The following is a 24,436-nucleotide window of genomic DNA, read 5'->3' as shown; positions in this document are numbered from 1 at the left end:
TCAAGGAGCATATATAAGTATGTGACTTGAGGAACCTAGCGCAGCCAACGCACTTATCGCTTGAAGAATGACGAGAAAATAATCTTATTCCGCTCTAATTTCTTCTTTCCTCTAAATAATTCAAGTGAGAAGAAGGCGGCAAACGAGGATATCTCAAGGAGCATACATAAGTATGTGACTTGGGGAGCCGAGCGCAGCCAACGCACTTATCGCTTGAAGAATGACGAGGAAAGCTTATACTGAAATCTCTTGTCGGAGTGCCTAGCATGCATAGCATCAGGCTGAGACCGTTAATTCGGGATCCGCGGAACCTGATCGGGTTAATACCCGCGAAGGGAACAAGAGTAATCACTCAGCGTTAGTTTGCCACCTCAGATTTGGTGAAAAATTAACCGCAATGTCTTTTTATTACTCCTCCGAACTCCTGACAAGCAACTTTCTTTCGATAAACCCGCTACACACTAAGCTGTGATAGCCGTGACAATGTCAGGAAATTGCTATGTCCAATAATACAGAACAAAATATCATCCCTACAGCTGATTTATCGCCACAAGCTGCACCCGCTCGCACTCGTAAAGCCCAACGCGACGCTGCTGAAAACTTTATCAATACTGTTTCTGGCGTTTCCTTTCCCAATTCTGAACGAATTTATCTTCAAGGTTCAAGAGACGATATCCAAGTCCCAATGCGAGAAATTCAGCTTTCGCAAACCCTTATTGGTGGCGACAAAGACAACCCGCAATTTGAAGACAACGAACCCGTTCCTATCTACGACACTTCAGGCCCTTACGGCGACCCAACATCAGAACTCAACGTTCACAAAGGCTTGAAAAAAATTCGCGCGCCATGGATAAACGAGCGCTCAGACACCACTAAAGTAGAAAATCTCAGCTCTGACTTCACACAACAACGCCTTGCTGATGCAGGCCTTGACCATCTACGCTTTAACAACCGTCCCCACCCGTTAAAAGCCCAAACTAACAAGTGTGTTACCCAATTACATTACGCACGCAAAGGTATCATTACCCCTGAAATGGAGTTTATTGCAATCCGCGAAAATATGGGACGTGAACGTATTCGTGGCGAAGTTTTATTGCAACAACATCCAGGCCAAGGCTTTGGCGCAAATTTGCCAGAGAATATTACCCCTGAATTTGTTCGCCAAGAAGTGGCGGCGGGTCGCGCTATTATCCCAGCCAATATCAACCATCCCGAATCAGAACCAATGATTATTGGTCGTAATTTCTTGGTTAAGGTTAATGCCAATATTGGTAATTCATCAGTCACCTCATCCATTGAAGAAGAAGTAGAGAAACTGATTTGGTCAACACGTTGGGGGGCGGATACCGTCATGGATTTATCCACCGGCCGTTATATCCACGAAACCCGCGAATGGATTTTACGTAATAGCCCAGTGCCTATTGGTACAGTTCCGATTTACCAAGCTCTCGAAAAAGTGAACGGCGTCGCCGAAAATCTCACGTGGGAAATGTTCCGTGACACATTATTAGAGCAAGCAGAACAAGGTGTCGACTACTTCACTATCCATGCCGGCGTATTGCTACGCTATGTGCCAATGACAGCTAAACGCCTAACAGGGATCGTCTCTCGCGGTGGCTCTATCATGGCAAAATGGTGCTTGTCTCATCACCAAGAAAACTTCCTGTACGAAAACTTCCGCGAAATCTGTGAGATTTGTGCCACTTACGACGTTTCCTTGTCATTAGGTGATGGCTTGCGTCCGGGTTCCATCCAAGACGCCAACGACCAAGCTCAATTTGCCGAGCTCCATACCCTTGGTGAGCTCACAAAAATTGCGTGGGAATATGATGTCCAAGTCATGATTGAAGGCCCCGGCCACGTACCAATGCAAATGATCCGCCGTAATATGACGGAAGAATTGGAACATTGCCACGAAGCCCCATTCTATACTTTAGGCCCACTAACAACCGATATTGCTCCGGGTTACGACCACTTTACCTCTGGTATTGGTGCCGCCATGATCGGCTGGTTTGGCTGTGCAATGTTGTGCTATGTAACACCAAAAGAGCATTTAGGCTTACCAAACAAAGAAGATGTTAAACAAGGGCTAATCACCTATAAGATTGCAGCCCACGCCGCTGACCTTGCTAAAGGCCACCCGGGTGCACAGATCCGTGATAACGCCATGTCCAAAGCCCGTTTTGAATTCCGCTGGGAAGACCAATTTAACTTGGCGTTAGACCCTGAAACTGCTCGCAAATATCACGATGAAACCTTACCACAAGCTTCTGGGAAAATTGCCCATTTCTGCTCTATGTGTGGGCCTAAATTCTGTTCAATGAAGATATCCCAAGAAGTTCGTGACTACGCAGCCCAAAAAGAGGCAAATGAAAAAGAAGCGGGTATGGAACAGATGTCTGAAGCCTTCCGTGCCCATGGCAGCGAACTCTATCACGGTGCTGAAATTGTGAATGCAGAGGTGGATGAAAATGCCAAAATTGCCTAACGCTATAGCTATCCCAAATAGCCCTTTTCCTGAGACTGAACAACGCCTTGGGCTTTACCCCGTTGTGGATTCCGTTGAATGGATTGAACGTTTGCTTAATGCTGGTGTTTCCACAATTCAATTGCGTATCAAAGACAAATCTGACGCAGATGTTCGTGATGAGATTCAACAAGCTATTGCGCTCGGGGAAAAACATAACGCACGCTTATTCATTAATGATTACTGGCGGTTAGCGGTCGAGTTTGGTGCTTATGGCGTACATTTAGGCCAAGAAGATTTGGAAACTACCGATTTATTAGCAATCCACCAAGCGGGCTTACGGTTAGGAATATCAACGCACGATGAGCATGAATTGGCTATCGCAAAATCGGTTCGCCCTTCCTACATTGCCATGGGGCATATCTTTCCAACACAAACGAAAGAGATGCCTTCTTCGCCTCAGGGTTTAGAAACACTTAAAGCCATGGTGGAAGCAACGCCTGACTACCCAACTGTAGCCATTGGTGGGATTTCCATTGATAAAGTGCCTGACGTGCTAGCAACTGGAGTGGGTAGTGTCGCGCTAGTCAGTGCGATTACTAAAGCCGATGATTGGCGCGCCGCAACAGAAACTTTGCTGAATTTAATTGAGCGGGATCACGCCAATTAGTCGATTTTTAATCACAAAATTAGCCCTAGTTTATCGTCATAAAAACAGGGCTAATGATGATTTAAGGAATTCAATCATGTTAAGTGACCAAGAATTCATGCGTTACAGCCGCCAGCTATTACTTGAAGACATCAGTCCTGATGGGCAACAAAAACTGAAAAATAGCAAAGTTCTCATTGTCGGCTTAGGGGGCTTAGGCTCTCCTGCATCCCTTTATTTAACGGGTGCTGGTGTCGGCGAATTGTGGCTAGCTGACCACGATGACTTGCACGTTTCTAACTTACAACGGCAGGTACTTTACGATACCGATGATATTGGCCAGTCAAAAGCCCAGCTTGCCGCAGATAGGCTACATCAACTCAATCCGTTGGTCAGAACCCATGTTGTCGCACAAAAATTGGATGTTGAGACGTTAATTCCTTTAGCTGAACAAGTCGATTTAGTGCTTGATTGCTGCGATAACATGGCTACTCGCCATGCAGTTAATGCTGCCTGTGTCATGACTAATACAACCTTAGTTAGTGGCAGTGCGGTTGGGTTTGGTGGCCAATTAATGGTACTTGAGCCGCCATTTAGTACCGGTTGCTATGCCTGTTTATACCCAGACCAAGATGAACCTGAACGCAACTGCCGCACAGCTGGGGTATTAGGGCCAGTGGTTGGGGTTATCGGCACGTTGCAAGCACTGGAAGCCATTAAATTACTTGTCGGCCTTCCCTCTTCACTGAGCGGCAAATTGCGTTTATTCGATGGAAAACAACAACAATGGAATACATTGCAATTAACGCCGTCATTGCAATGTCCAATCTGTCGGGAAGAAACATGCATATCATAATTAATGACCAACCTATGGAATTCGATGCCCCACTGACGGTTAATCAATTATTTTCCACTCTCGATCGCCCAATGGTGGGAACTGCACTTGCTATCAATCAAGTGATCATTCCGAAGAGTCAGTGGAATTCATATCTCATTAATGACCAAGATAATATCTTGTTGTTTCAAGCTATCGCTGGGGGCTAATGATGTTAAAAATCGCAGATTTTACTTTTCACTCACGCCTGTTTACTGGAACAGGTAAATTTGCCAGTGCCAACCTCATGCAAGACGCCATTGCGGCATCCGGCAGTCAATTGGTGACAATGGCAATGAAACGTATTGATTTACGAGGGCAAGATGATGGCATTCTACAACCTCTGCAAGAACTGGGTGTGAAACTATTACCGAATACCTCTGGTGCGAAAAATGCCCAAGAGGCGGTGTTTGCCGCGCGCCTAGCTCGAGAAGCCCTCGGTACCAATTGGGTCAAACTCGAAATTCATCCGGATATGCGTTATTTACTACCGGATCCCATCGAGACATTACTCGCCGCAGAGCAGCTCGTTAAAGAGGGATTTGTTGTATTACCTTATTGCAGCGCAGACCCGGTGTTATGCCGTCGTTTAGAAGAAGTTGGCTGTGCCGCTGTGATGCCATTAGGCGCACCGATTGGCACAAACAAAGGCTTAGCAACTAAAGAAATGCTCCGTATCATTATTGAGCAAGCTTCTGTGCCTGTCGTTGTAGATGCCGGGATTGGTGCACCAAGCCACGCCGCAGAAGCTATCGAGATAGGGGCTGATGCCGTCTTAGTCAACACCGCAATCGCTGTAGCGAAACAACCTGTACTCATGGCAAAAGCGTTTAAACTCGCGGTCGAAGCGGCTGAGTTAGCTTATCAAAGTGGTTTAGCTGCACCGAAGCAACAGGCGCAAGCGTCCAGCCCATTGACCAGTTTCTTAGGGGCCTTATCATGATCCCAAGTTTCCAAGAACGCTTACAAGCACTGGATTGGGACGATACGACACTGCGGATAAACAGTAAAACACCTGCCGATGTAGAACATGCTTTGGCGGTGGATATACTCACACTCGATGATTTTATGGCGCTGCTTTCCCCTGCTGCCCGTCCCTATATTGAGCTGATAGCACAAAAAGCTCAGAAACTCACCCGACAACGCTTTGGCCATGCCGTTGGGTTTTATGTGCCACTTTATTTATCGAACCTATGCGCAAACGATTGTACTTATTGCGGTTTTTCGATGAGTAATAAAATTAAACGTAAAACGCTAAATGACGCTGAAATCATCAATGAGTGCGAAACCATTCGCAAAATTGGTTTCGATAGCTTATTACTGGTCACCGGGGAGCACCAGAGTAAAGTGGGTATGGACTATTTTCGTCACACATTCCCCATCATTCGCCCTTATTTCAGTTCCTTAATGATGGAAGTGCAGCCATTAAGCACAGATGAGTATAAGGAATTGAAAACTTTGGGGTTAGACGGTGTGATGGTTTATCAAGAAACCTACCATGAGCCCACGTATCAACTCCATCACCTCAAAGGCAAAAAGCAGGATTTTCACTGGCGCTTAGCTACTCCAGAACGCTTAGGGGAAGCGGGCATAGATAAAATCGGCCTTGGTGCGTTAATTGGTTTATCAAACAGTTGGCGTACCGATTGCTATATGGTTGCAGAACATTTGTTGTACTTACAGCAACATTACTGGCAAAGTCGTTATTCTATCTCTTTTCCTCGCTTACGCCCTTGTGCAGGTGGTGTTGAACCGGCATCACTGATGAATGAAGCCGAATTAGTGCAATTAATTTGTGCTTTTCGCTTACTGGCGCCGAATGTCGAGCTTTCACTCTCAACTCGTGAATCGCCTTACTTCCGTGATAACGTGGTGCCATTGGCAATTAACAACGTCAGTGCCGGCTCGAAAACCCAACCAGGTGGCTATGCAGATACCAAAGAAGAGCTAGAACAATTTTCCCCAAATGATAACCGCAGTGCCGCACAAGTAGCGAATGCACTTGTGCAAGCCGGTTTACAGCCCGTTTGGAAAGATTGGGATGGTTATTTAGGCCGCTAGAATTTTACTGAAAAAGAGCATTAGCTGCACAACAGCTTAGTGCTCTTTTATTATTTAGGAGATTTTATCCCACTTGATCGTATTTTCTAAAATAAGAGCCAATATAATGCCTATAAGTAACCCATTACCCAGTAAAGAACTAAACATTGTTGGTAACGAATTTAGTACCGCAGCAGGTGCTGACATCAAAAAGATGCCAATAAAAATAGGTAATGCGAGGCGATAAATATTACGTGCATTCAGTTTCATATCCGCAAGAAATGAAAATGAAGAAAATAGCAGCGGCAAATAAGTCGCTAACATAACCGCGCTACCAATGGCTAACGGCAAAGAGCGGAAAAATTGCGTCAATACTGCAACGCCCCCCACACATAAGAAAATAAGGCTGCCGATAGTAAAAGAGATACGTGAACTGTCTTTTGTTTGAGTAATTAGACCAATTGATGAAACAAACGGTGAAAAAGGCACTACGCCTATCGGCGCTGCTAATATTGTTATAGCTCCTGACATCATAAAACTACGCCGATATAAGGACTTAACGGGTAATGAATCGGGGTAAAATACATCCGTTCCGCGCATTGCTCCAAACGTATTTGATGTGTTTAATATCCCAGCCAAAATTGCTGTTATCACAATACTTATATTAATTTCATCGGAACGGCCTAATGGAAATAGTACCCACTCCCCTGATGAAACAGATGATATCGTGCTACCAAATAACCCACTATAAGCAACCCACCCTATGATTGTTCCAATCAATAAAGCATATTTACTAATATTCACAGGTAAATACACAATAATCCCTATAACAAATACCAGTACTGCGAGCGCCAAAAAGAATACTGGATAATTAACTGTAATATTTTCACTGCCAACACCAAAGGGTAGCCCTAACATCCCTTTTAAAAAAATAGTGACCAGCTGCGCGCCAAGTAAAAACATAAATACCACCAGCACACCTGGTTTGAACAAACCCGCTAACCAACCACCAAGACCACTTAGGCCAATAAGAATAGTAATAATCCCAGACAGAAAAATCCCCATGGCCAAACTCCATCCAATCGTCTCAAGAGGAGTTCCTTGTATAGATTCTGACAAAGTTACGGTTAAAATTGTTGCCCACCACAACCCTGTTGGCCCCTCCATCACAGAGCGTTTATGGCCTATAAATGCTTGCAACAAGCAAGCTAAAGCTGTTAATAAGAAAGCATATTGAGTAATAACAAACGTGGTTTGTGGTGACAAATGAAAAGCAGACTGTAACGTCGGGGGAATAACAACCGTATTACAAAAGATAAAAAAGAACCATTGAAAGCCAGAAATAATATTATTTTTTGTAATAGCAATATTCCGCATTTTCATTCCTTACCGGTGATTATATATCTGACCAGCTTAATGTTTATAGCGGAAAATTTCTAATTTAAATCTAATTGTTATGATATTTATAAATTATCATTTATTCTTATCATGATAAAAAATGGCTTCATACGCTATTAAGTCTCTATTTTTATTTTCATTCGACTAGTTGATAAAAATAAAGCGGGGAAAATATTATTCCCGCTTTATTTATTACCTTTATTGCCGATATAAAAGTACGTAGTTACCAATAAAAATTATAGATAGGAAAGCGGCCAATGTTTAAAATATATATGTTTAGCTTGCCAATCCACTTTATCAATATTGTCAGCCAGTAAATGTTTTGCGACGGTAAATGCAAATTCAAAGCTTACACCAAGTCCTTTTGCACTAATAAATTTTCCATCAACAACAACATCTTGGTCGACATAGATACCATCATCAAATTTTTCAGCCAGCTTATCTCCTGTACTATAATGCCGTCCTTCCAGTAACCCATGAGCCGCTAACACCTTCGCGCCTGAAGAACATAGCGCACAAATATACTTATCCTCATGTATATGCCGACGAAGAAAATCAACTACTTTTTCATTCGCATACAAGCGGTCAGTTCCTTTTGGGCCCCCTGGCATCATGATGGCATCATAAGTATGGGATAACTTATCGACTAACAGATAATCTGCACTAATTTTAGTACCAAAATACGTATTTAAAATAAGCGAATCCATGCAGGACAGCACATCAACATGAATATCTAGCCGACGCATGATATCAATGAAAACGACCGCTTCCCCTTCCTCAAAGCCATCCGCGAGCAAAACAGCAACTTGTTTCATGACATTCCTTTTATTTTCAAAGAAAGCTATTACGAGTCATCCGCAATAAATTTGGGTTGTATACTCAGCAAATCCAGATAATTTTTACTTGTTAAAGTGTTCCATCACTTTTGCAAACACGAATTTTATCCATCACCACCGCTTTCATCGCTGCCTTTCCTGGAACCAGATAATGGCGAGGGTCAGTGGCTTCTGGGTTTTCAATGAAGTACTGCTTAATGGCATCAGAAAACGCAATTTTGAGTTCTGTTGCGACATTGACTTTACAAATTCCAAGGTCAATACAGTGCCTAACATCCGCATCAGGGATCCCCGAAGCACCATGCAGAACTAACGGTAAATCTGTTTTCTTACGGATGGCATCTAGCCTAACAAAATCCAAATGAGGCTCACTTTTGTACATGCCGTGAGCGGTTCCGATGGCAACAGCTAAGGAATCAATACCGGTTCTTTGAATAAAAGTTACGGCAGCATCAGGGTCGGTGAAAAGTGCATCTGCAGCATCGACAACTAAGTCATCTTCTTGCCCACCTAAACGCCCTAGTTCAGCCTCAACCGTGCAGTCCCATTGATGGCAAAAATCAACAACCCGTTTAACAATTTGAATATTTTCTTCAAACGGAAAATGAGAAGCATCAATCATCGCAGAGCGCACACCCGCGGAGACTTTCTGGAAAATGTCTGGAATATCTTCATGATGGTCGAGATGCAAAGCCACTGGGACTTTATAACGCTCAGCGGCCTGCTGGCAGATTGCTATCAAATAGTCACTTCCTGCATAAGAAAAGGTACTCGGTGTGCCAGCTAAAATAACCGGGGATGCCATTTCTGCGGCAGTTTCCATGACAACTTGAATAGTTTCTAAATTATGAATATTAAATGCGGGAACTGCATAGCCTCCCAGTTGAGCTTTGTTCAACATATTACGGGTAGATACCAAGTACATAATCGCCTCTTACCTTTCGATTGATTTCGAATCATATTAAACGAAAGAAACAGAAAGGTAAAAGATCTAAATCACATTTCCATTCCTTTCGCACTGAAAGCAAATGAAAGAAAGTCTAGAAGTAGTGAGTCATTTTAGAGCTATAGCTAGTCACCCCCTTACGTAACAGGTTGTTTTTAGGGCGCCTTGATTGACCTAGAAGCATTTCAATCACTTTCTGAGAGCGTAATTGTTTCTCTAAGCGACGCGTCAACGGGGATTGCTGTTTGAGGTAATCTTCACGAAATATCACGGTAACCTCTTGTGTTTCTTTCACACCAATAACCGTTGCCGAAATTGACGGTATTTCGAAATGAAAGTCTGAACGCTCAATTGGCAACGGACTACAAGGGCTGTCCCAAAGTTGGATTCGGTTACCACAATACAAAGCAATAATTACAGCACGTAATGACCAAAAACTACTCGCAGGACCACTGTAGTTATCGACTAGGCGCGCATCATAACTAAATAAACCTTGAGTTGGCGCTCCTGCTTTTAAAGCACCATGGCCAATAAAATAACGCAAAGTACTTTTTAGTGCGTTTTTAGCCTCCCCCACACTCACGGCATCTCCACCTAAATCAACGCCGGCTAATAAAGGCGTGGACACCGCGAGGCGATAACATGCACTGCGGCCAAAAAATGGAATGCCTTGTGGTGTCATAAGATAACGATAATGATGGTTAAACTGATTTAAGGAACTACGAATGAACTCATCATCGAAATGAGGGCAAATTTGATTAAGCCAATATAGTGAATAGTAAAAACCCCATGCATTGTAGTAATCAAAGTTACCCTTTGCACCATCTCGAAACCAACCATCACCCACGTAAAATTGTTTCACTCTTTCATACCGCCACATTGCAATAGTATCTCGGCCGGTGAGTGCTCGGATCACAAACTGCACGGTAAGCGGAAAAAGATGCCAGTTGTTATCAACGATATCACAGTGATTAACCTGTTCGAACCATGTAATAATGCGTTGTTGAACAGAACTATCCAACTTTTCCCATACCCACTCACGACTTAACCAAAGCGTCAGTGCTAAATCTGCCGATTCACAAATTTTTTGGTCATAATTGTCAAGCCTTCCCCAATAGCCTTTATGATTGGGGTCAGTGCCATGCAAAAATGCATTTTTAATAATCTCAGGAAGGTCAATCGACGCTAAATTTAACCCATTTAATACGGTTTTTCGGCTATGGACTAACCATGCAGCGAACAAAGGCAGTACCCGGCTAACGCCTTCTAGCGCATCTGTTCGCACAGTCTGTTGGCCAGGACTGCCAGGGTAATAGGCATGAGAGTAGCCCCAAGCTTGATAATGAACAAAGGCTTCTGCAGTATAGCGGACTAATAATTCGCAAAGAACGGAAAGTGATTGACTTTCATCTTGAAAAACTTCGGTGATGTGATTATCGTTACATTGATAAGCTGACTTTCTAATTAATCTTCGAATGATATTCTCTTTGAATAATTTCTGATAAATTTTTATACTTGGATGCTCATAAGGTAGTTTTGGGCGTTCAGTCGGTATTGTCATACGTATTTCTCTATGGTGCAGACAGGCGCATCCTTGCGCGCAGAATAAAACAAAGTTTTGTATTTATCTTGCTGATTCAATCAGGACTTGGTAACGATCTTGTCCCCATACAACGGGTTTTGGTTTATCTTTAATCCATTGATAATAAGCAGATTTTAATTCTTTAACTTTTTCTGGATATTGAGCCGCTAAATTATTTGATTCGGCTGGGTTTTGTTTATCATTGAATAATTGGAGCTGGTCAGAACCATCATCATAAAAATAAAGTGCCCATTCTCCATCACGGATAGCCCATGAACCTTTCGATAGTTTTTCTAAATTAGGGTTGTTTGGAATTTCTTTGCGTTGATAAGTGATCCATTCATGGTAACCATGCCAAAAATCTTGGTTTTCTTCGCTGTAATGTTTCGTCCCTGGCCCTGTCCAATACAAATAATTATGTGGCGACTTTTCTGTTTTCCCCGTTAAGAGTGGCATAATATTTTTGCCTTCAACCTTCATACTATCGGGTATGGTGATCCCTGCGCTTTGTAATGCGGTTGGTAAGATATCAATTGCTGAAACCATCGCATCACTGTATTTACCCGCAGGAATATGCCCTGGCCAATAAGCAACAAATGGAACGCGTACACCACCATTAAACATTTGCCCTTTAAAACCTTTATCCATCGCATTCATTGGCATTGGCGACTCATGTACCGCACCATTGTCAGAAATAAAGAAAATTAGCGTATTATCTAATTCACCATTTTCCTTTAGTGTATTGATAATTTTACCTATTCCCTCATCGGCTGCATTTAGCGCAGCAAAATATTTGTCGGCTTCAACATTACCCGTATTGAATTTATCCATATATTTCGCTGGAGAAGCTTCTTCTAACGGAATGTGCGGCACACTATATGAAAGGTTGATAAAAAAAGGTTTGTCCTTATGGCCATCAATGAATTTAATGGCTTCATCCGTTAACAAGTGCGTGGTGTAGCCGGGGGCGGGTACGTTTTCACCATTTCGCCACATAGCCGGGGAGTTCCAAAGTGCCGCCCCTGATGCATAGAAACTATATGCATAATCGAAGCCTCTTTCATGGGGGGCGAAACCCGGCTCCGGTGTCGAAATCATATTATCGTGATAATCACGAGTTTGCTTTTCTGCTGCAATTTTAGGCTTTTTCAATACCTTGGCATTATGCCATTTCCCAATACTGGCGGTGGCATAGCCGTTTTCTTGAAATAATGCAGGTAATAGTTTGATATCTTGTGGGATACCTAACATCGCATCGTCATTACTGTAAGTGCCAAAGCTTGCGGGAGAGCGCCCTGTAAAAATGCCAGCTCGTGATGGACCACAAACAGGATGAGCAACAAATGCATTAGTCATCTTTATTCCACCGGCAGCCATATCCGAAACATTTGGCATTGCTGCTCTTGCTGCTTCCACCATCTTATTAATATCACCTTGATAACGTTGTGGTGATGGGCGCTGTGCAAGTTCTGTGACATCAATGCTATCAAGCACAAAATCGAGCTGCCCTGTTCCTAAGTCATCCATAACAATCAGTAAAACATTCGGCTTTTCCGGTGTGCCTCCTGCATTCGCTGCAATGGGAGGCACTAAGCTGCTTGCGGCTATCAGCCCAGCTAATAGGCTTTTCTTCATAGAAGGTAATCTCACAAAAATATCTCCAGATAATATGATTATTGCTTGTAAGCACGCTGTATTGCGCCAAGTGCATCACTGGCTAAAGCACCACCCGATATCGCTTGACGCATTAACTGCATACCTAAAGCGGTATGATGAAAAATCTTTTTATATGAACGACATAAATAGTTATGGCGATATTTTTCACCTTCTATCGCCGTGATCCGGTGCTTAGGGCAACCACCATAACAAAGGCTTTGAACCTCACAGCGCTGGCAAAGACTCGTTAGCTTGTCATATTTATTTTGCCCAAAACGGACTTGCTGCTTAGAAGAAACAATACGGGAAAGGGAGTGTTGTTGTACGTTACCCAACCGATTTGCAGGGTACACATAGTGGTCACAGGAATAGACATCCCCATTAGATTCAATAATCAGTGCTTGCCCACACGTTTTAGATTGCACACAGGTTGATGCGGGATAGCCCATCCAAGTACCTAATAAGCTATCAAATAGACGTATGTAAATTTTGCCAATGTCTCCTTGGTGGATCCATTCATCAAAAACATCAGCCATAAATTGCCCATACCCCTCCGCGGGTACTGAAAATGGCGCCATCACAGCATTTGGTCCAGGAGCATAATGACCACCTTGGGTCTGAGGAAAGCGCCTATCCACTTCAACAATGGGGATAAACTGAAAAAAAGTGGACCCCAATGCTTTCAAGGCTCGATACGTTTCTTTTCCTTTTCGCCAATTTTGGTCATTAACTACGGTTAGGGTATTAAATTCAACACCGTATTCAATCAAGAGCTGAATGGCTTTCTTCACACGCTCAAAAGTTGGGTTGCCATTAACGGAAATTCGATATTTATCATGAACAGCTTCTAAGCCATCAATTGATACACCAATTAAAAAACTGTGGTCTGCAAAAAACTGCGCCCATTGTCGATTAATCGCAATGGCGTTCGTTTGCACACTATTCGTGATCGTTTTTCCTTGAGCATATTGCTTTTGGTACTTAACAACTCGCTCAAAAAATTCGAGCCCTGCAAGTGTTGGCTCCCCACCTTGCCATGAAAAATCTACCTGCTCACCAGCATGGGACTGGATATAGTCTTTGATATAACGACGTAGCACGTTATCAGGCATAACGTCATGTTTATCTTGCGCAGGTTGCTCGTGAAACACATTTTCTTTTTCAAGATAAAAACAGTATTCACATTTAATATTGCAGCGATAACTGGTGGGTTTCGCCATCATATGAAAGTAAGAGGGTTGGTTTGCAGGCATTTAAATTAATCCGAAATAGTCAGGTTATTTTTATAGCATTACGCAAAACACGAAAAATCAAAAGAGATTGAAATCACAAAATAAGAAAATGAAAGAATTTGAAAGAGTTCAATTTGAGTTAAAAACATTGAAAAGAGTATAAATAACGCACAACATGCCACTAATTTATGTTTTTTGTTTTAAAGAAATTTCTATTCCTTTCGAACTTCAAATACCGCCATCACACTTTATGCCAATTTTTGAGCTTATATTTAGCTAACTTTTTGCAAAAATTGCTAATATTTATGTAAAACACGGAGTTTGCTTAGTAAAAGTATAGTTATTACGACTTTATTGATTGGATACTTTCTTATTCGAAGATATGATATTTAAAATTTGAAAATATCCGTAAGCAAACAACACACAAATCGAAACTTTGTGAAAGAGATCAAAAGTTTTGTTTTTTTTCGTTGTCGGTATTTTTTAGCGTAGTAAACTTAATTCGAAATCAAATGAAAGCAAATCATTTGATTTCGTAAGGAGATGAAAGTGAAAGCGGCTGTTGAAAGGCGCATGGAAATCCTCGACATGATTAACCAACAAGGTAAAGCACGAGTCGAAGATTTAGCCGAAATATTTAAAGTTTCAAGTGTCACCATCCGTAGCGATTTAAGCTTTCTTGAAAAAAATGGTTATGTGGTCCGCTCCCATGGAGCAGCAATTCCAAATACTGGGTTTATTGCTGAACTAAGCATTCACGAAAAGCGTGGGCAGAATGCGGGCACAAAAACATTAATAGGGAAAGCAGCCGCCGCGCTCATTAATGATGGCGACACGATCATTTTAGACTCGGGGACAACGACACGAGAAATTGCGACACACTTAAAGTCGCGGGATAACGTCGTTGTCATGACTAACGGTTTAGATGTCGCAATGGAGTTAGCAACAGCCGCAGGCATTGATGTACTAATGACTGGCGGCGCATTGCGCAAAAATGCTTTATCGTTTTCTGGCTCACAAGCAGAAAATAGCCTCAGAAATTATCGTTTTGACAAGGTTTTTCTTGGGGTTGATGGGTTCGATTTACGCGTTGGTATCACGACACACAATGAACAGGAAGCTAGTCTTAACCGGTTAATGTGTGAAATCTCGGAAACAGTTATTGCGGTTGCTGATTCTACGAAATTTGGTAAGCGCAGTTGTCATATGATCCGTGAATTCGCTGATATTGATGTTTTGGTGACAGACTCTGGGATCCCTGATGAATATGTCCAAGAGTTGAAAAACCATAAAATTGAAGTAATCATCGTCGATAAAGAGCAATAATTCGCTAACTCCATTAACAATACAACCGTGTTGATTGTGGAGTTAGTATTAATGCATCCTTTAGAAAAGATTGTTCAGCAAAATAAACTTGGTAAACAGAATGGCATTTATTCTGTTTGCTCAGCCCACCCATTTGTTATTGAAGCTTCATTGCACCAAGCGCTGGATGATGATTCCTTTCTTTTAATTGAAGCCACATCAAATCAAGTTGATCAATTTGGTGGCTATACGGGTATGACTCCGGCTGATTTTTTCAATTATGTAATTGAAAAAGCAGAAAAAATCAATTTCCCTCTGAATAAGTTAATTCTTGGTGGTGACCATTTAGGTCCGAATCGTTGGCAAGGGCTTAATGCCGCTGATGCCATGGATAATGCCGATGTTCTAATTGAACATTACGTTGCCGCAGGGTTCAAAAAAATCCACCTTGACTGTAGTATGTCCTGCGCAGATGACCCCGTTCCACTCACGGATGAAATCGTTGCACAACGTGCCGCCCGACTCGCTGTTGTTGCAGAAAAAACCGCCAAAGAAAAATTTGGTTACAGCGATATCGTGTATGTTATTGGTACTGAAGTCCCCGTACCAGGTGGAGCAACTGAAGCGCTTGAAGGTGTTGAAGTCACAGATCCAGAAGCCGCGAGAAAAACCTTAGACTGCCATGCGAAAGCGTTCGAAAAAGCAGGTGTCGGTGACTGTTGGGCACGTGTTATTGGCCTCGTCGTTCAACCTGGTGTGGAATTTGACCATACTGGTGTTATTGATTATCAACCCGAAAAAGCACAAGCATTAAGTCAAGTAGTTGATGATTACCCTCATCTCGTTTTTGAAGCACACTCAACCGATTACCAAACACCTGATGCTTATAAGCAGCTTGTTCAAGACCACTTTGCCATTTTAAAAGTTGGCCCAGCTTTAACATTTGCTATGCGAGAAGCCCTCTATTCTCTGTGTGAAATTGAGAATGAAATGTTCCCGGCAGAACAGTGTTCTCACTTAAAAGAGAAAATGGAACAATTGATGTGTCGTGAGCCCGAATTTTGGCAAAAATACTACCATGGCGATGCCCAGCAGCAAGCTTTTGCTCGCGTTTATAGCTTTAGTGACCGTATTCGTTATTACTGGCCTGATAAAGAAATTAACCAAGCCATAGAAATACTGATGGCTAACTTATCTTCAAAACCAATCCCGTTACCACTTTTAAGCCAATACATGCCGCATCAATTTCAACAATTAAGAGAAGGCATGCTCGATGGCACAGCGAAATCCTTTATTTTTGCAAAAATTCGCGACGTACTTTCGGTATATGCCGATGCATGTAAATTTAGTCACTGAGGTTTGACATGGAATATTTAAGCTATCAAACACCCGAACTCGAAAAGCTAAACGCATTCTGGACAGCAAAAGAAATTGAGCAACAACCTGAATGCTGGGAAAAAACAAACCAACTAATACAAGAGCAACGTACTGAAATTGATACATTTTTAGCTAAAGTACTTCAGGCATCGGACGCACGCATTATCATGACAGGTGCTGGAACATCGGCTTTCGCCGGCCGCGCTCTTGCCCCCGTTCTCACTGGTCATTTAAAACGCCGCGTGGATGCCATTGCCACCACGGATTTAGTCGCTGATCCAAAAGAATATTTAGCGGAAGACGTACCAACGTTATTAATTTCTTTTGCTCGCTCAGGCAATAGCCCAGAAAGTGTTGCCGCCCTCGATGTGGCAGAAAAATGCCTCACTCAATGTTACCACTTAGTTTTAACCTGTAACGAGCAAGGACAGCTATATCGTTATTGCCAAAATAATACCAATGCATTAGCCATTTTAATGCCTGAAGAGTCAAATGACCGTTCATTAGCCATGACTTCAAGCTTTTCATCCATGATGATGGCTGCACTGTGTATTTTCTTAACAGAATCCTTCTATTTAAACGAAATTAAGCCTTATTTCTACGATTATCACGACATTTTTACTCAATTTAACCATCGTATCCGGGAAGAATACGCGGGTAAATTTAAACGAGTCATTTATTTAGGTAGTGGTGGCCTACAAGGTCTCGCACAAGAAGCGGCTCTAAAAATGTTGGAATTAACAGCTGGTAAGGTCGTTGCTAACTTCGACACACCGTTAGGCTTTCGCCATGGACCGAAATCTATCGTCAATAAGGAAACGTTAATCGTGCTGTTTCTGTCAAACGATAAATACACTAGACAGTATGAAACTGACTTATTAAGAGAGGTAATTCACGATAATGCGTCAGCAAAAGTGATCGCGGTCACCTCCTCTTCCGATGACACACAAATAGAGGAAAGTTTTGTTTATATTAAAAAAATGGAGCAATGCTCAGACTCAGCCCTATTTTTCCCTTATTTAATGTTAGCGCAGGCCTTTGCATTCCATAGTTCCATTGCACTGGGGAATACACCGGATAACCCATCTCCAACCGGAGAAATTAATCGAGTTGTTCAAGGTGTCACTATTTACCCGTTCTCATATCAAGAAGATGGCTTCATGCCTTCTTAATGATAAATATAGCTAATAATAAGAGAGCAATTATATGCACGCACCAAATATTGTCTGGACCCGAATCGATGAGCGTTTATTACATGGGCAAATTCGAATCACTTGGGGTAAACACACTGAAGCAAATTTAATTCTTGTCGCTAATGATGATGCTGCGGATGGCCCTAATGCTGCTTTTATGCAAGCAGGAATGAAAGCCTCCGCGGGTGGAGAATATGCCGTCCGATTTTTCTCTATCGAAAAAACTATCGATGTCATTCACAAAGCGTCTCCACGTCAAAAAATCTTTATTCTTTGCAATAACCCAACAGATGTTGCCCGCCTTGTCGAAGGCGGCGTTCCTATCACGCACTGTAATGTTGGCAATATGCACTTCCATGAAGGAAAACGCCAAATTACTAAAACAGTATCTGTGGATGAGCGCGACTTAGAAGCATTTCGTCGGCTTGTCGACAAAGGAGTCGCTTGCACGATTCAAAATACTCCCGATCAAACCCCCGTTAATGTTCTTACTCTCGCATCAGCATAAGCAGATTGAGATAACAACTTAACACTAAGGCGTTTAAGGAAAACTATTATGATTTATGAAGCTTCTCTTGTGGCTTTATGGGCCTTCTTTTGTGGTATAGATAAGTATGACGTTGCACTCAATATCCACCGCCCACTGATCACAGGGCCTGTTGTCGGCCTGATTATGGGTGATATGCAAGTCGGTTTAATTGCGGGTGCAACATTAGAATTAGCTTGGCTTGGGCTTGTTCCAAATGCAGGAGCTCAGCCACCTGATGTTACTTTAGGCACTATCGCCGCCGTTGCATTCGCTATTATGACAAATCAATCACCAGCGGTAGCGATGGGAATTGGTATGCCAATTGCCGTTCTCATGCAAATGATCATTATCGGCTTTTTTGCTATTACCGCGTTCACCATGGGTAAAGCTGACCGCTACGCTGAAAAAGCTGATGCAGCAGGGATCTCCCGGTTATTAGTCGCCACAATTACCGTTCGTTCTTTACTCTACGCTATCGTCGCCTTTGTAACGGTTTACTTCGGTGAACACGCAGCACAGTGGATTGATGAAAACACACCAAAAGTGCTACTCGAAGGCTTAGGTATTGGGGCGAAAATGGTTCCAGCAATTGGCTTCGCGATGTTGTTAAAAATTATGTGGTCAAAAGAAGTGGCGGGTGTGTTCTTTGTTGGTTTCGTTATGACCACTTATCTCAAACTACCAATTATGGCAGTAGCAATACTCGGCGCATCTGCGGCGGCTCTGTATTACTTCTTCAGCGGTAACAACAACAAGAATAACTCACAACAAAATGAGGATTTTGAAGATGGTATCTGATAACAAAACAACAGTAGAAACAAAAAACTTACCTGTGGAATCCTACGTTGATGGCGTTGATGAATATCAAGATACCACTGTCCGCAAAGTCATCACGAAAGGCGATCTATGGCGCTGTGCTTTTCGTGGGCTCTTTATGGAAGGTAACTTTAACTTTGAACGTATGCAAGGAGGTGGCTTTGCATTCTCCATCATCCCAGCCCTACGCAAAATTCATGGTAATAACAAACGCGATTATGCAACCGCACTGAAAAATCACTTACAGTTTTTCAATGCGAGTCCAAAATTATTTACTTTCTTACTTGGTACTGCCGTTGCCATGGAAGAAAACAAAGAGAAGCCTTCTACGGTCAACGTCATGAAAGTGGCAGGCATGGGCCCAACAGGTGGAATTGGCGATGCTATCGACCATATGACACTAATGCCACTGACTTTAGCATTAGGTGCATCTATCGCAATGGAAGGCTCAATTGCCGGCCCATTCGTTTTCTTCTTTTTGTACCAAATTGTTCACTTTTTTGTCTATTTCGGTTTGATGTTCATGGGATATCGTGCAGGTACTGCAGCGATGGTTAACATGAGCGACGCGACAGAAAAATTGGCTAAAGCCGCCAACATCATGGGGATTTTTGTCATTGGGGCACTTTCCGCCACCTTCATAAAAGTACAAACCACCGCTGCTGTCGAGGTAGGTGGCAAAGTGGTTGAACTACAAACCGCCTTGTTCGACAAAATCATGCCTAACTTACTCCCTCTGTGTCTTGTCTTTTTGATGTTCAAAATGGTGAAAGGGACAGGCTTTTGGGCAAAACCGCCGGTACTTATCTTCTCTGTCTTAGCCTTCGGTGTTATTGGCCATGTACTTGGCGTGATGTAACAAAATCGTATTAAATTGTTTTTAGGTGGGTAGCTAAGTTACCCACCAGCAAGGAGTTATAAATGATTGGTTTGATTGTTTCTGGGCACATTAATTTTGCGAGCGGTATGGCTTCCGCCGTCAAAGCCATCGCAGGTGAACAGGAAAATATGGTGTTTATTGATTTTGTTGAAACCCTTTCTCCCGACGAATTGGAACAACAAATGCGAGCAGCAATGGACGCCATGAATTGTGAACAAGTACTTTTTCTTACCGACCTTCCTGGTGGAACCCCTTGTAACCGCGCTATGGCAATTATGATGGAAGATAAATCCGTTGAAGTTTTAGCTGGAGTTAATTTGCCGATGATCGTCAATGCGGCATTAGAACGTGAAGGCGTTGATGCGAAAGAACTTCTTTCTATCTTACAGGATATTGGTACTAGCAGTATCCAAGACCTACGTCAGCAACTGGCGATGATATCAGAGCCTGAATTTGAAGAAGATGGCCTATGAAAAAGCAATATGCCATTTTAGCGGATCGCACCTTTACTCCTGAAGGAATTCGCTATCAGCAGTATGTTCGAGTGTGCAACGGTGTTATACAGGAAATTACGGATACCGCTCCCGAACACTGCCCTGTTATCCGTCTTCAAGGCCGCTCCTTACTACCGGGGTTTGTTGATATCCATATTCATGGGCGTGCTGGTGCAGACGTCATGGATGCAAACCAGCAAGGGTTGCAAACCATTGCTGATGCATTAGTCAAAACTGGCGTTGCGGCTTGGGTGGGAACCACCGTCACCGCACCAATGAATGATATTAAACGCGCACTAACCCAAGTGTGTGAATTTATCACCAAGCCGCAAACATCAGGAGCCCAATTAGTCGGCAGTTTTTTAGAAGGCCCTTACTTCACTGAACGTCATCGAGGCTCACATCCTGTTAAGTACTTAAAATCGCCGACCATTCATGAATTAGAAGACCTTATGCAATGTGCTAATCACACACTTTTGCGTGTTGCAGTTGCACCTGAAGCTGAAGGCGCCATTGAGGCTATTGATTGGTTAGTACAACACGGTATTAAAACCAGTGTTGCACATACCGCCGCCGATTTCATGCAAACCAGTCTTGCATTTTCCCAAGGAGCAGATTGTGGTGTGCATCTTTATAACGGGATGACCGGTTTACACCATAGAGAACCTGGTTGCTGTGGCGCAGTGTTGTACCACGATGTTCTTGCAGAACTGATTGCCGATGGCATTCATGTTCATCCCGTCATGATGCAGCTAGCGTATCGAATGAAAGGTTATCAGCGGCTCGCTTTAATCACAGATTGTATGCGAGCTGGCGGCCTACCAGATGGTGATTATGCCCTTGGTGCACAAACGGTAAAAGTCACGCAAGGGCAAGCTCGCACAGCCGATGGCTCTCTTGCGGGCAGTACATGTAGCCTTGATAACGCATTGCGCAATATGGTGCAACTCGCTCATGTTCCTGAGTGGGAAGCCGTACAAATGGCCACATCGGTCCCCGCTCAATACCTTGGAATTGATGACCAATTTGGCTACATCCGAGTTGGGGCTCAAGCTAGTTTTGCCGTTGTTGATAATAATTTTTATCTAACAGACACATTCATCAGAGGTGAACACGTTCACTCTGTATTCGGGGATACCGACCATTAAGGTTGGTTACCTATCAGTAAATCATGAGGTATTTATAATGGAAATTCGTCAACCAATTCACAGCGAGCATGCAAAAACACTTGATACTGAAGGCTTACGCAAACAGTTCCTGATCGAGAACTTGTTCCGTGAAGGGGAAATGAATCTCACTTATAGCCATATCGATCGCATTATTGTGGGTGGCATTGTTCCAACACAAAAGCCACTCACTCTTATGGCAGGAAAAGCATTAGGCGTTGAGTTCTTTCTTGAGCGTCGTGAACTGGGTGCAATTAATATTGGGGGCACAGGTCAAGTTATCGTTGACGGCGAAACCTATGATATCGCACCAAAAGAAGCTATTTATATTGGTATGGGTGCTAAATCTGTCGAGTTTATCAGTAACGATGCCATTACCCCTGCACGTTTTTACATCAACAGTGCTCCTGCACACCATACCTATCCAACACGCAAAATTACTATCGAACAAGCTTCACCAGAAAAATTGGGTAATGTTGAAAATTGTAACGTTCGAACCATTTATAAATTCTTACACCCATCTATTTTACCAACCTGCCAATTATCAATGGGCATGACAGTACTCGAACCCGGTAGCTTATGGAATACCATGCCATGCCATACCCATGAGCGCCGTATGGAAGTGTATCTGTATTTCAATATGCAAGAAGACAACGTTGTTTTCCATTATATGGGCGAGCCTTCGGAAACCCGCCATATTGTTGTTCGTAATGAACAAGCCGTCATTAGTCCAAGCTGGTCTATTCACTCAGGCGTGGGAACTGCGGCTTATACATTTATATGGGGAATGGTTGGGGAAAACCAGGTATTCCACGATATGGACCATGTCGCGATGAAAGATCTGAAATAACCTTTTTATTTTTTTAACATAATAAAAAACGATGTGGCAGTACTGTCACATCGTAAGTGAGGCACAGATGAACTTATTTGATTTAACAGGAAAAGTTGCGATTGTCACTGGATGTAATACCGGTTTAGGTCAAGGGATGGCAATTGGTTTAGCCCAAGCTGGCGCGGATATTGTTGGGGTTGGTATTCAAGATGCCCCTGAAACACGTGCTCAAGTTGAAGCTTTAGGCCGTAAATTTCACTATATTATCATGAATTTAATGGAACAAGATGGGTTACAAACTTTGGTTGATGATGCAGTATCCGCCATGGGCCATGTTGATATCCTTGTCAATAATGCGGGCATTATTCGCCGTGAAGACTTATTAGAGTTTAGTGAAAAAGATTGGGACGATGTGATTAATATTAATCAAAAAACCTTATTCTTTTTATCTCAACGCGTTGCACGCCAATTTGTGAAGCAAGGTAATGGCGGGAAAATTATTAATATTGCATCAATGCTCTCATTCCAAGGTGGTATTCGGGTTCCATCTTACACAGCAAGTAAGTCCGCTGTCATGGGGCTCACTCGTGCTCTTGCTACTGAGCTTTCCCAATACAACATTAATGTGAATGCAATCGCCCCAGGTTACATGGCAACAGACAACACAGCAGCACTACGCGCTGATGCAGACCGCAATGCGGCTATCTTAGAGCGCATTCCTGCGGGTCGCTGGGGAACACCTGAGGATTTAGCAGGACCAGCCATCTTTTTAGCCTCCAAAGCAAGCGACTATATTAATGGTTATACCATTGCCGTTGATGGTGGCTGGTTAGCTCGCTAATCCATCTGGAGAAAATAATGGAACAATCATCATTACCAAAACCATTACAACGTAATACGGTTTTAGATGATATGAAACGGGTTTATCGTTATCAATCAAAAAACCAAGTACGCAGTGTACTTCGTCGTAGTGGCAAAACTCGTTTTATCAAAGATACGGACTGGGAACGTGGTGTTCTGTGGTCTTGTGTTGCGGCTGCATGGCAGGCAACACAAGATAACGAATATCTTGCTGGTGTATTGGATTACACATTACATACTGGATTTCGCACAGGGCCTAACCCACGCTTTGCCGATGACCACGTCTGCACCCAAGCCTATTTAGCTGTGAGTTCACAATTTGATCATCCAGAAGTTCTTGAGCCCACTATTAACGCATTCAACCTTATGTTAGCAGAGCCAAAACTAGGTCGAGAGGACTGGTGGTGGTGTGATGCACTTTTCATGGCCCCCCCGGCTTTTGCCGCATTATCAACTAAAACGAATGACGCTCGTTATTTCGATTACATGCATACCGCTTATTGGGATGCGATAGAGCATTTGCGTGATCCTGAAACTGGCTTAATTTATCGCGATTATCGTTATATTCCTGATGGTAAAGGTGGTGAATTGCGTGAAAAAAATGGTGAGAAAGTATTTTGGAGTCGAGGCATTGGTTGGGTCATTGCATCTATCCCTCGTATCTTACAATCTTTACCTAATGATTTCCCTGCCCGCCAGCAATATGTAAATTTATTTACGGAGCTAATGGAAACTGTCATTCAATACCAGCAAGAAGATGGCTTCTGGCGTACCAGTTTACTTGACCCGCAAAACTTCCCCTCACCCGAAAGTAGCGCCACCGCATTATTTTGCTATGGCTTAGCATGGGGGTTAAACCAAGGTTTACTGGAAGAAACGCGTTATCTGCCTTTACTCGAAAAATCATGGCGTGCACTACAAAACTGTATTCACCCTAACGGCATGTTAGGTTGGGTGCAGCTTCCGGCGTTCAATCCGCGAGATGTCAAGTATGAACATAATATGGATTATGGGGCAGGAGCCTATTTATTAGCAGCAAGTGAAGTTATTCAACTCAACATTTAATTCATTACAACCCGATTTACCATTGCTCAAGTTGTCATTTCATTACTTTCTTTTGGCCAATTTATTGGCCATTTTTCTTGCTTTTTTTCCGTGTTTCTTCCTCCCTTCTCTTTAAAAATAGGCAATAAAAAAACCCACGATAATTCGTGGGTCAGACTGCCGACAAACATATTGTGTTTGGCGGCAAGTCTAATAGGTTTTGAAAATAAACTAGGAAAATCAATTTATTGATTTTCGT

Annotated in this window: 23 protein-coding genes and 1 riboswitch; of the genes, 17 read left to right on the top strand and 6 right to left on the bottom strand. The window is 42.8% G+C overall.

Annotation, left to right across the window (positions count from 1 at the left end; all coding sequences use genetic code 11):
- Window positions 1-243: 243 nt before the first annotated feature.
- A riboswitch (TPP riboswitch) is annotated at window positions 244-355 on the top strand.
- Between the two features lie 144 nt (window positions 356-499).
- From thiC to thiH, 6 genes are all read left to right on the top strand, one after another.
- On the top strand, window positions 500-2,488 hold the full coding sequence (thiC, locus tag PSE60_RS20020; protein WP_272666546.1) for a phosphomethylpyrimidine synthase ThiC: 1,989 nt from the start codon (window positions 500-502) through the stop codon (window positions 2,486-2,488).
- Window positions 2,472-3,137: a thiamine phosphate synthase gene (gene thiE, locus PSE60_RS20015; RefSeq protein ID WP_272666545.1), complete on the top strand. Its 666-nt coding sequence runs from the start codon at window positions 2,472-2,474 to the stop codon at window positions 3,135-3,137. Before thiC ends, thiE begins: the two co-directional genes overlap by 17 nt.
- A 76-nt stretch (window positions 3,138-3,213) precedes the next feature.
- Window positions 3,214-3,972 (top strand): HesA/MoeB/ThiF family protein, encoded by a 759-nt coding sequence (locus PSE60_RS20010; RefSeq protein ID WP_272666544.1) that lies wholly within the window; start codon window positions 3,214-3,216, stop codon window positions 3,970-3,972.
- The gene (gene thiS / locus PSE60_RS20005; RefSeq protein ID WP_210836562.1) at window positions 3,960-4,160 is read left to right on the top strand and encodes a sulfur carrier protein ThiS; all 201 of its coding nucleotides are present in this window, start codon (window positions 3,960-3,962) and stop codon (window positions 4,158-4,160) included. Before PSE60_RS20010 ends, thiS begins: the two co-directional genes overlap by 13 nt.
- A 2-nt stretch (window positions 4,161-4,162) precedes the next feature.
- A complete protein-coding gene (locus PSE60_RS20000) occupies window positions 4,163-4,933 on the top strand; it encodes a thiazole synthase (RefSeq protein ID WP_272666554.1) in 771 nt (256 codons plus the stop codon).
- The gene (gene thiH / locus PSE60_RS19995) at window positions 4,930-6,051 is read left to right on the top strand and encodes a 2-iminoacetate synthase ThiH (protein WP_210836563.1); all 1,122 of its coding nucleotides are present in this window, start codon (window positions 4,930-4,932) and stop codon (window positions 6,049-6,051) included. The genes PSE60_RS20000 and thiH overlap by 4 nt, the downstream gene beginning before the upstream one ends.
- 54 nt (window positions 6,052-6,105) lie before the next feature.
- Here thiH and PSE60_RS19990 read toward each other — a convergent pair whose 3' ends face one another.
- The 6 genes from PSE60_RS19990 to PSE60_RS19965 all read right to left on the bottom strand — a co-directional run bounded on the left by PSE60_RS19990 (window position 6,106) and on the right by PSE60_RS19965 (window position 13,701).
- Window positions 6,106-7,407: a uracil/xanthine transporter gene (locus tag PSE60_RS19990; protein ID WP_272666543.1), complete on the bottom strand. Its 1,302-nt coding sequence runs from the start codon at window positions 7,405-7,407 to the stop codon at window positions 6,106-6,108.
- Window positions 7,408-7,664: 257 nt separating this feature from the next.
- The gene (locus tag PSE60_RS19985; RefSeq protein WP_198642143.1) at window positions 7,665-8,243 is read right to left on the bottom strand and encodes a DJ-1/PfpI family protein; all 579 of its coding nucleotides are present in this window, start codon (window positions 8,241-8,243) and stop codon (window positions 7,665-7,667) included.
- A 91-nt stretch (window positions 8,244-8,334) separates the two neighbouring features.
- Complete coding sequence (locus PSE60_RS19980) at window positions 8,335-9,189, bottom strand: tagatose bisphosphate family class II aldolase (RefSeq protein ID WP_115166445.1); 855 nt, start codon at window positions 9,187-9,189, stop codon at window positions 8,335-8,337.
- Between the two features lie 115 nt (window positions 9,190-9,304).
- Window positions 9,305-10,771, bottom strand: a complete 1,467-nt coding sequence (locus PSE60_RS19975) for a DUF2264 domain-containing protein (protein WP_272666542.1) — start codon at window positions 10,769-10,771, stop codon at window positions 9,305-9,307.
- Window positions 10,772-10,834: 63 nt separating this feature from the next.
- Complete coding sequence (locus PSE60_RS19970) at window positions 10,835-12,442, bottom strand: sulfatase family protein (protein ID WP_272666541.1); 1,608 nt, start codon at window positions 12,440-12,442, stop codon at window positions 10,835-10,837.
- 23 nt (window positions 12,443-12,465) lie between these two features.
- Window positions 12,466-13,701, bottom strand: coding sequence for an anaerobic sulfatase maturase (locus PSE60_RS19965; RefSeq protein WP_272666540.1), 1,236 nt, complete (start codon window positions 13,699-13,701; stop codon window positions 12,466-12,468).
- 528 nt (window positions 13,702-14,229) lie between these two features.
- Between PSE60_RS19965 and agaR the strand changes: the two genes are divergently transcribed.
- The 11 genes from agaR (at window position 14,230) to PSE60_RS19910 (ending at window position 24,198) form a co-directional block, all read left to right on the top strand.
- The gene (gene agaR / locus PSE60_RS19960) at window positions 14,230-15,006 is read left to right on the top strand and encodes a transcriptional repressor AgaR (protein WP_210836571.1); all 777 of its coding nucleotides are present in this window, start codon (window positions 14,230-14,232) and stop codon (window positions 15,004-15,006) included.
- Window positions 15,007-15,057: 51 nt separating this feature from the next.
- Window positions 15,058-16,341: a tagatose-bisphosphate aldolase subunit KbaZ gene (gene kbaZ / locus PSE60_RS19955; RefSeq protein ID WP_272666539.1), complete on the top strand. Its 1,284-nt coding sequence runs from the start codon at window positions 15,058-15,060 to the stop codon at window positions 16,339-16,341.
- 8 nt (window positions 16,342-16,349) lie between these two features.
- Window positions 16,350-17,534, top strand: a complete 1,185-nt coding sequence (locus tag PSE60_RS19950) for an SIS domain-containing protein (protein WP_210836573.1) — start codon at window positions 16,350-16,352, stop codon at window positions 17,532-17,534.
- Between the two features lie 34 nt (window positions 17,535-17,568).
- The gene (agaV, locus tag PSE60_RS19945) at window positions 17,569-18,063 is read left to right on the top strand and encodes a PTS N-acetylgalactosamine transporter subunit IIB (RefSeq protein ID WP_115166439.1); all 495 of its coding nucleotides are present in this window, start codon (window positions 17,569-17,571) and stop codon (window positions 18,061-18,063) included.
- Between the two features lie 48 nt (window positions 18,064-18,111).
- Entirely contained in the window at window positions 18,112-18,882 is a 771-nt protein-coding gene (gene agaW, locus PSE60_RS19940) for a PTS N-acetylgalactosamine transporter subunit IIC (protein WP_004264436.1), read from the top strand.
- Window positions 18,872-19,759, top strand: coding sequence for a PTS system mannose/fructose/sorbose family transporter subunit IID (locus PSE60_RS19935; protein ID WP_117163054.1), 888 nt, complete (start codon window positions 18,872-18,874; stop codon window positions 19,757-19,759). Before agaW ends, PSE60_RS19935 begins: the two co-directional genes overlap by 11 nt.
- Window positions 19,760-19,821: 62 nt before the next feature.
- Window positions 19,822-20,253, top strand: a complete 432-nt coding sequence (gene agaF / locus PSE60_RS19930; protein ID WP_115166437.1) for a PTS galactosamine/N-acetylgalactosamine transporter subunit IIA — start codon at window positions 19,822-19,824, stop codon at window positions 20,251-20,253.
- A complete protein-coding gene (nagA, locus tag PSE60_RS19925; RefSeq protein ID WP_272666538.1) occupies window positions 20,250-21,422 on the top strand; it encodes an N-acetylglucosamine-6-phosphate deacetylase in 1,173 nt (390 codons plus the stop codon). Before agaF ends, nagA begins: the two co-directional genes overlap by 4 nt.
- 37 nt (window positions 21,423-21,459) lie before the next feature.
- Window positions 21,460-22,290: a 5-dehydro-4-deoxy-D-glucuronate isomerase gene (gene kduI / locus PSE60_RS19920; protein ID WP_272666537.1), complete on the top strand. Its 831-nt coding sequence runs from the start codon at window positions 21,460-21,462 to the stop codon at window positions 22,288-22,290.
- 67 nt (window positions 22,291-22,357) lie between these two features.
- On the top strand, window positions 22,358-23,113 hold the full coding sequence (gene kduD, locus PSE60_RS19915; protein WP_206086819.1) for a 2-dehydro-3-deoxy-D-gluconate 5-dehydrogenase KduD: 756 nt from the start codon (window positions 22,358-22,360) through the stop codon (window positions 23,111-23,113).
- Between the two features lie 17 nt (window positions 23,114-23,130).
- Window positions 23,131-24,198, top strand: coding sequence for a glycoside hydrolase family 88/105 protein (locus PSE60_RS19910; protein ID WP_272666536.1), 1,068 nt, complete (start codon window positions 23,131-23,133; stop codon window positions 24,196-24,198).
- Window positions 24,199-24,436 lie beyond the last annotated feature (238 nt).

It is taken from the genome of Providencia sp. PROV174 (genome assembly GCF_028480685.1).
GTDB lineage: Bacteria > Pseudomonadota > Gammaproteobacteria > Enterobacterales > Enterobacteriaceae > Providencia > Providencia rettgeri.
Note: the sequence above shows the minus strand (reverse complement) of the source record. Positions and strands in the feature narration are given on the sequence as shown.

What these genes read in the sequence shown, in the direction of transcription:
- nagA (WP_272666538.1), top strand. Translation starts at nt 20,250, where the DNA reads ATGAAAAAGCAATATGCCATTTTAGCGGATCGCACCTTTACTCCTGAA.
- kduI (WP_272666537.1), top strand. Translation starts at nt 21,460, where the DNA reads ATGGAAATTCGTCAACCAATTCACAGCGAGCATGCAAAAACACTTGAT.
- agaV (WP_115166439.1), top strand. Translation starts at nt 17,569, where the DNA reads ATGCACGCACCAAATATTGTCTGGACCCGAATCGATGAGCGTTTATTA.
- kduD (WP_206086819.1), top strand. Translation starts at nt 22,358, where the DNA reads ATGAACTTATTTGATTTAACAGGAAAAGTTGCGATTGTCACTGGATGT.
- thiC (WP_272666546.1), top strand. Translation starts at nt 500, where the DNA reads ATGTCCAATAATACAGAACAAAATATCATCCCTACAGCTGATTTATCG.
- PSE60_RS19990 (WP_272666543.1), bottom strand. Translation starts at nt 7,407, where the DNA reads ATGCGGAATATTGCTATTACAAAAAATAATATTATTTCTGGCTTTCAA.
- PSE60_RS19980 (WP_115166445.1), bottom strand. Translation starts at nt 9,189, where the DNA reads ATGTACTTGGTATCTACCCGTAATATGTTGAACAAAGCTCAACTGGGA.
- PSE60_RS19965 (WP_272666540.1), bottom strand. Translation starts at nt 13,701, where the DNA reads ATGCCTGCAAACCAACCCTCTTACTTTCATATGATGGCGAAACCCACC.
- PSE60_RS19910 (WP_272666536.1), top strand. Translation starts at nt 23,131, where the DNA reads ATGGAACAATCATCATTACCAAAACCATTACAACGTAATACGGTTTTA.
- PSE60_RS20000 (WP_272666554.1), top strand. Translation starts at nt 4,163, where the DNA reads ATGTTAAAAATCGCAGATTTTACTTTTCACTCACGCCTGTTTACTGGA.
- PSE60_RS19935 (WP_117163054.1), top strand. Translation starts at nt 18,872, where the DNA reads ATGGTATCTGATAACAAAACAACAGTAGAAACAAAAAACTTACCTGTG.
- agaW (WP_004264436.1), top strand. Translation starts at nt 18,112, where the DNA reads ATGATTTATGAAGCTTCTCTTGTGGCTTTATGGGCCTTCTTTTGTGGT.
- kbaZ (WP_272666539.1), top strand. Translation starts at nt 15,058, where the DNA reads ATGCATCCTTTAGAAAAGATTGTTCAGCAAAATAAACTTGGTAAACAG.
- PSE60_RS19985 (WP_198642143.1), bottom strand. Translation starts at nt 8,243, where the DNA reads ATGAAACAAGTTGCTGTTTTGCTCGCGGATGGCTTTGAGGAAGGGGAA.
- thiS (WP_210836562.1), top strand. Translation starts at nt 3,960, where the DNA reads ATGCATATCATAATTAATGACCAACCTATGGAATTCGATGCCCCACTG.
- thiH (WP_210836563.1), top strand. Translation starts at nt 4,930, where the DNA reads ATGATCCCAAGTTTCCAAGAACGCTTACAAGCACTGGATTGGGACGAT.
- PSE60_RS19950 (WP_210836573.1), top strand. Translation starts at nt 16,350, where the DNA reads ATGGAATATTTAAGCTATCAAACACCCGAACTCGAAAAGCTAAACGCA.
- thiE (WP_272666545.1), top strand. Translation starts at nt 2,472, where the DNA reads ATGCCAAAATTGCCTAACGCTATAGCTATCCCAAATAGCCCTTTTCCT.
- PSE60_RS20010 (WP_272666544.1), top strand. Translation starts at nt 3,214, where the DNA reads ATGTTAAGTGACCAAGAATTCATGCGTTACAGCCGCCAGCTATTACTT.
- agaF (WP_115166437.1), top strand. Translation starts at nt 19,822, where the DNA reads ATGATTGGTTTGATTGTTTCTGGGCACATTAATTTTGCGAGCGGTATG.
- PSE60_RS19975 (WP_272666542.1), bottom strand. Translation starts at nt 10,771, where the DNA reads ATGACAATACCGACTGAACGCCCAAAACTACCTTATGAGCATCCAAGT.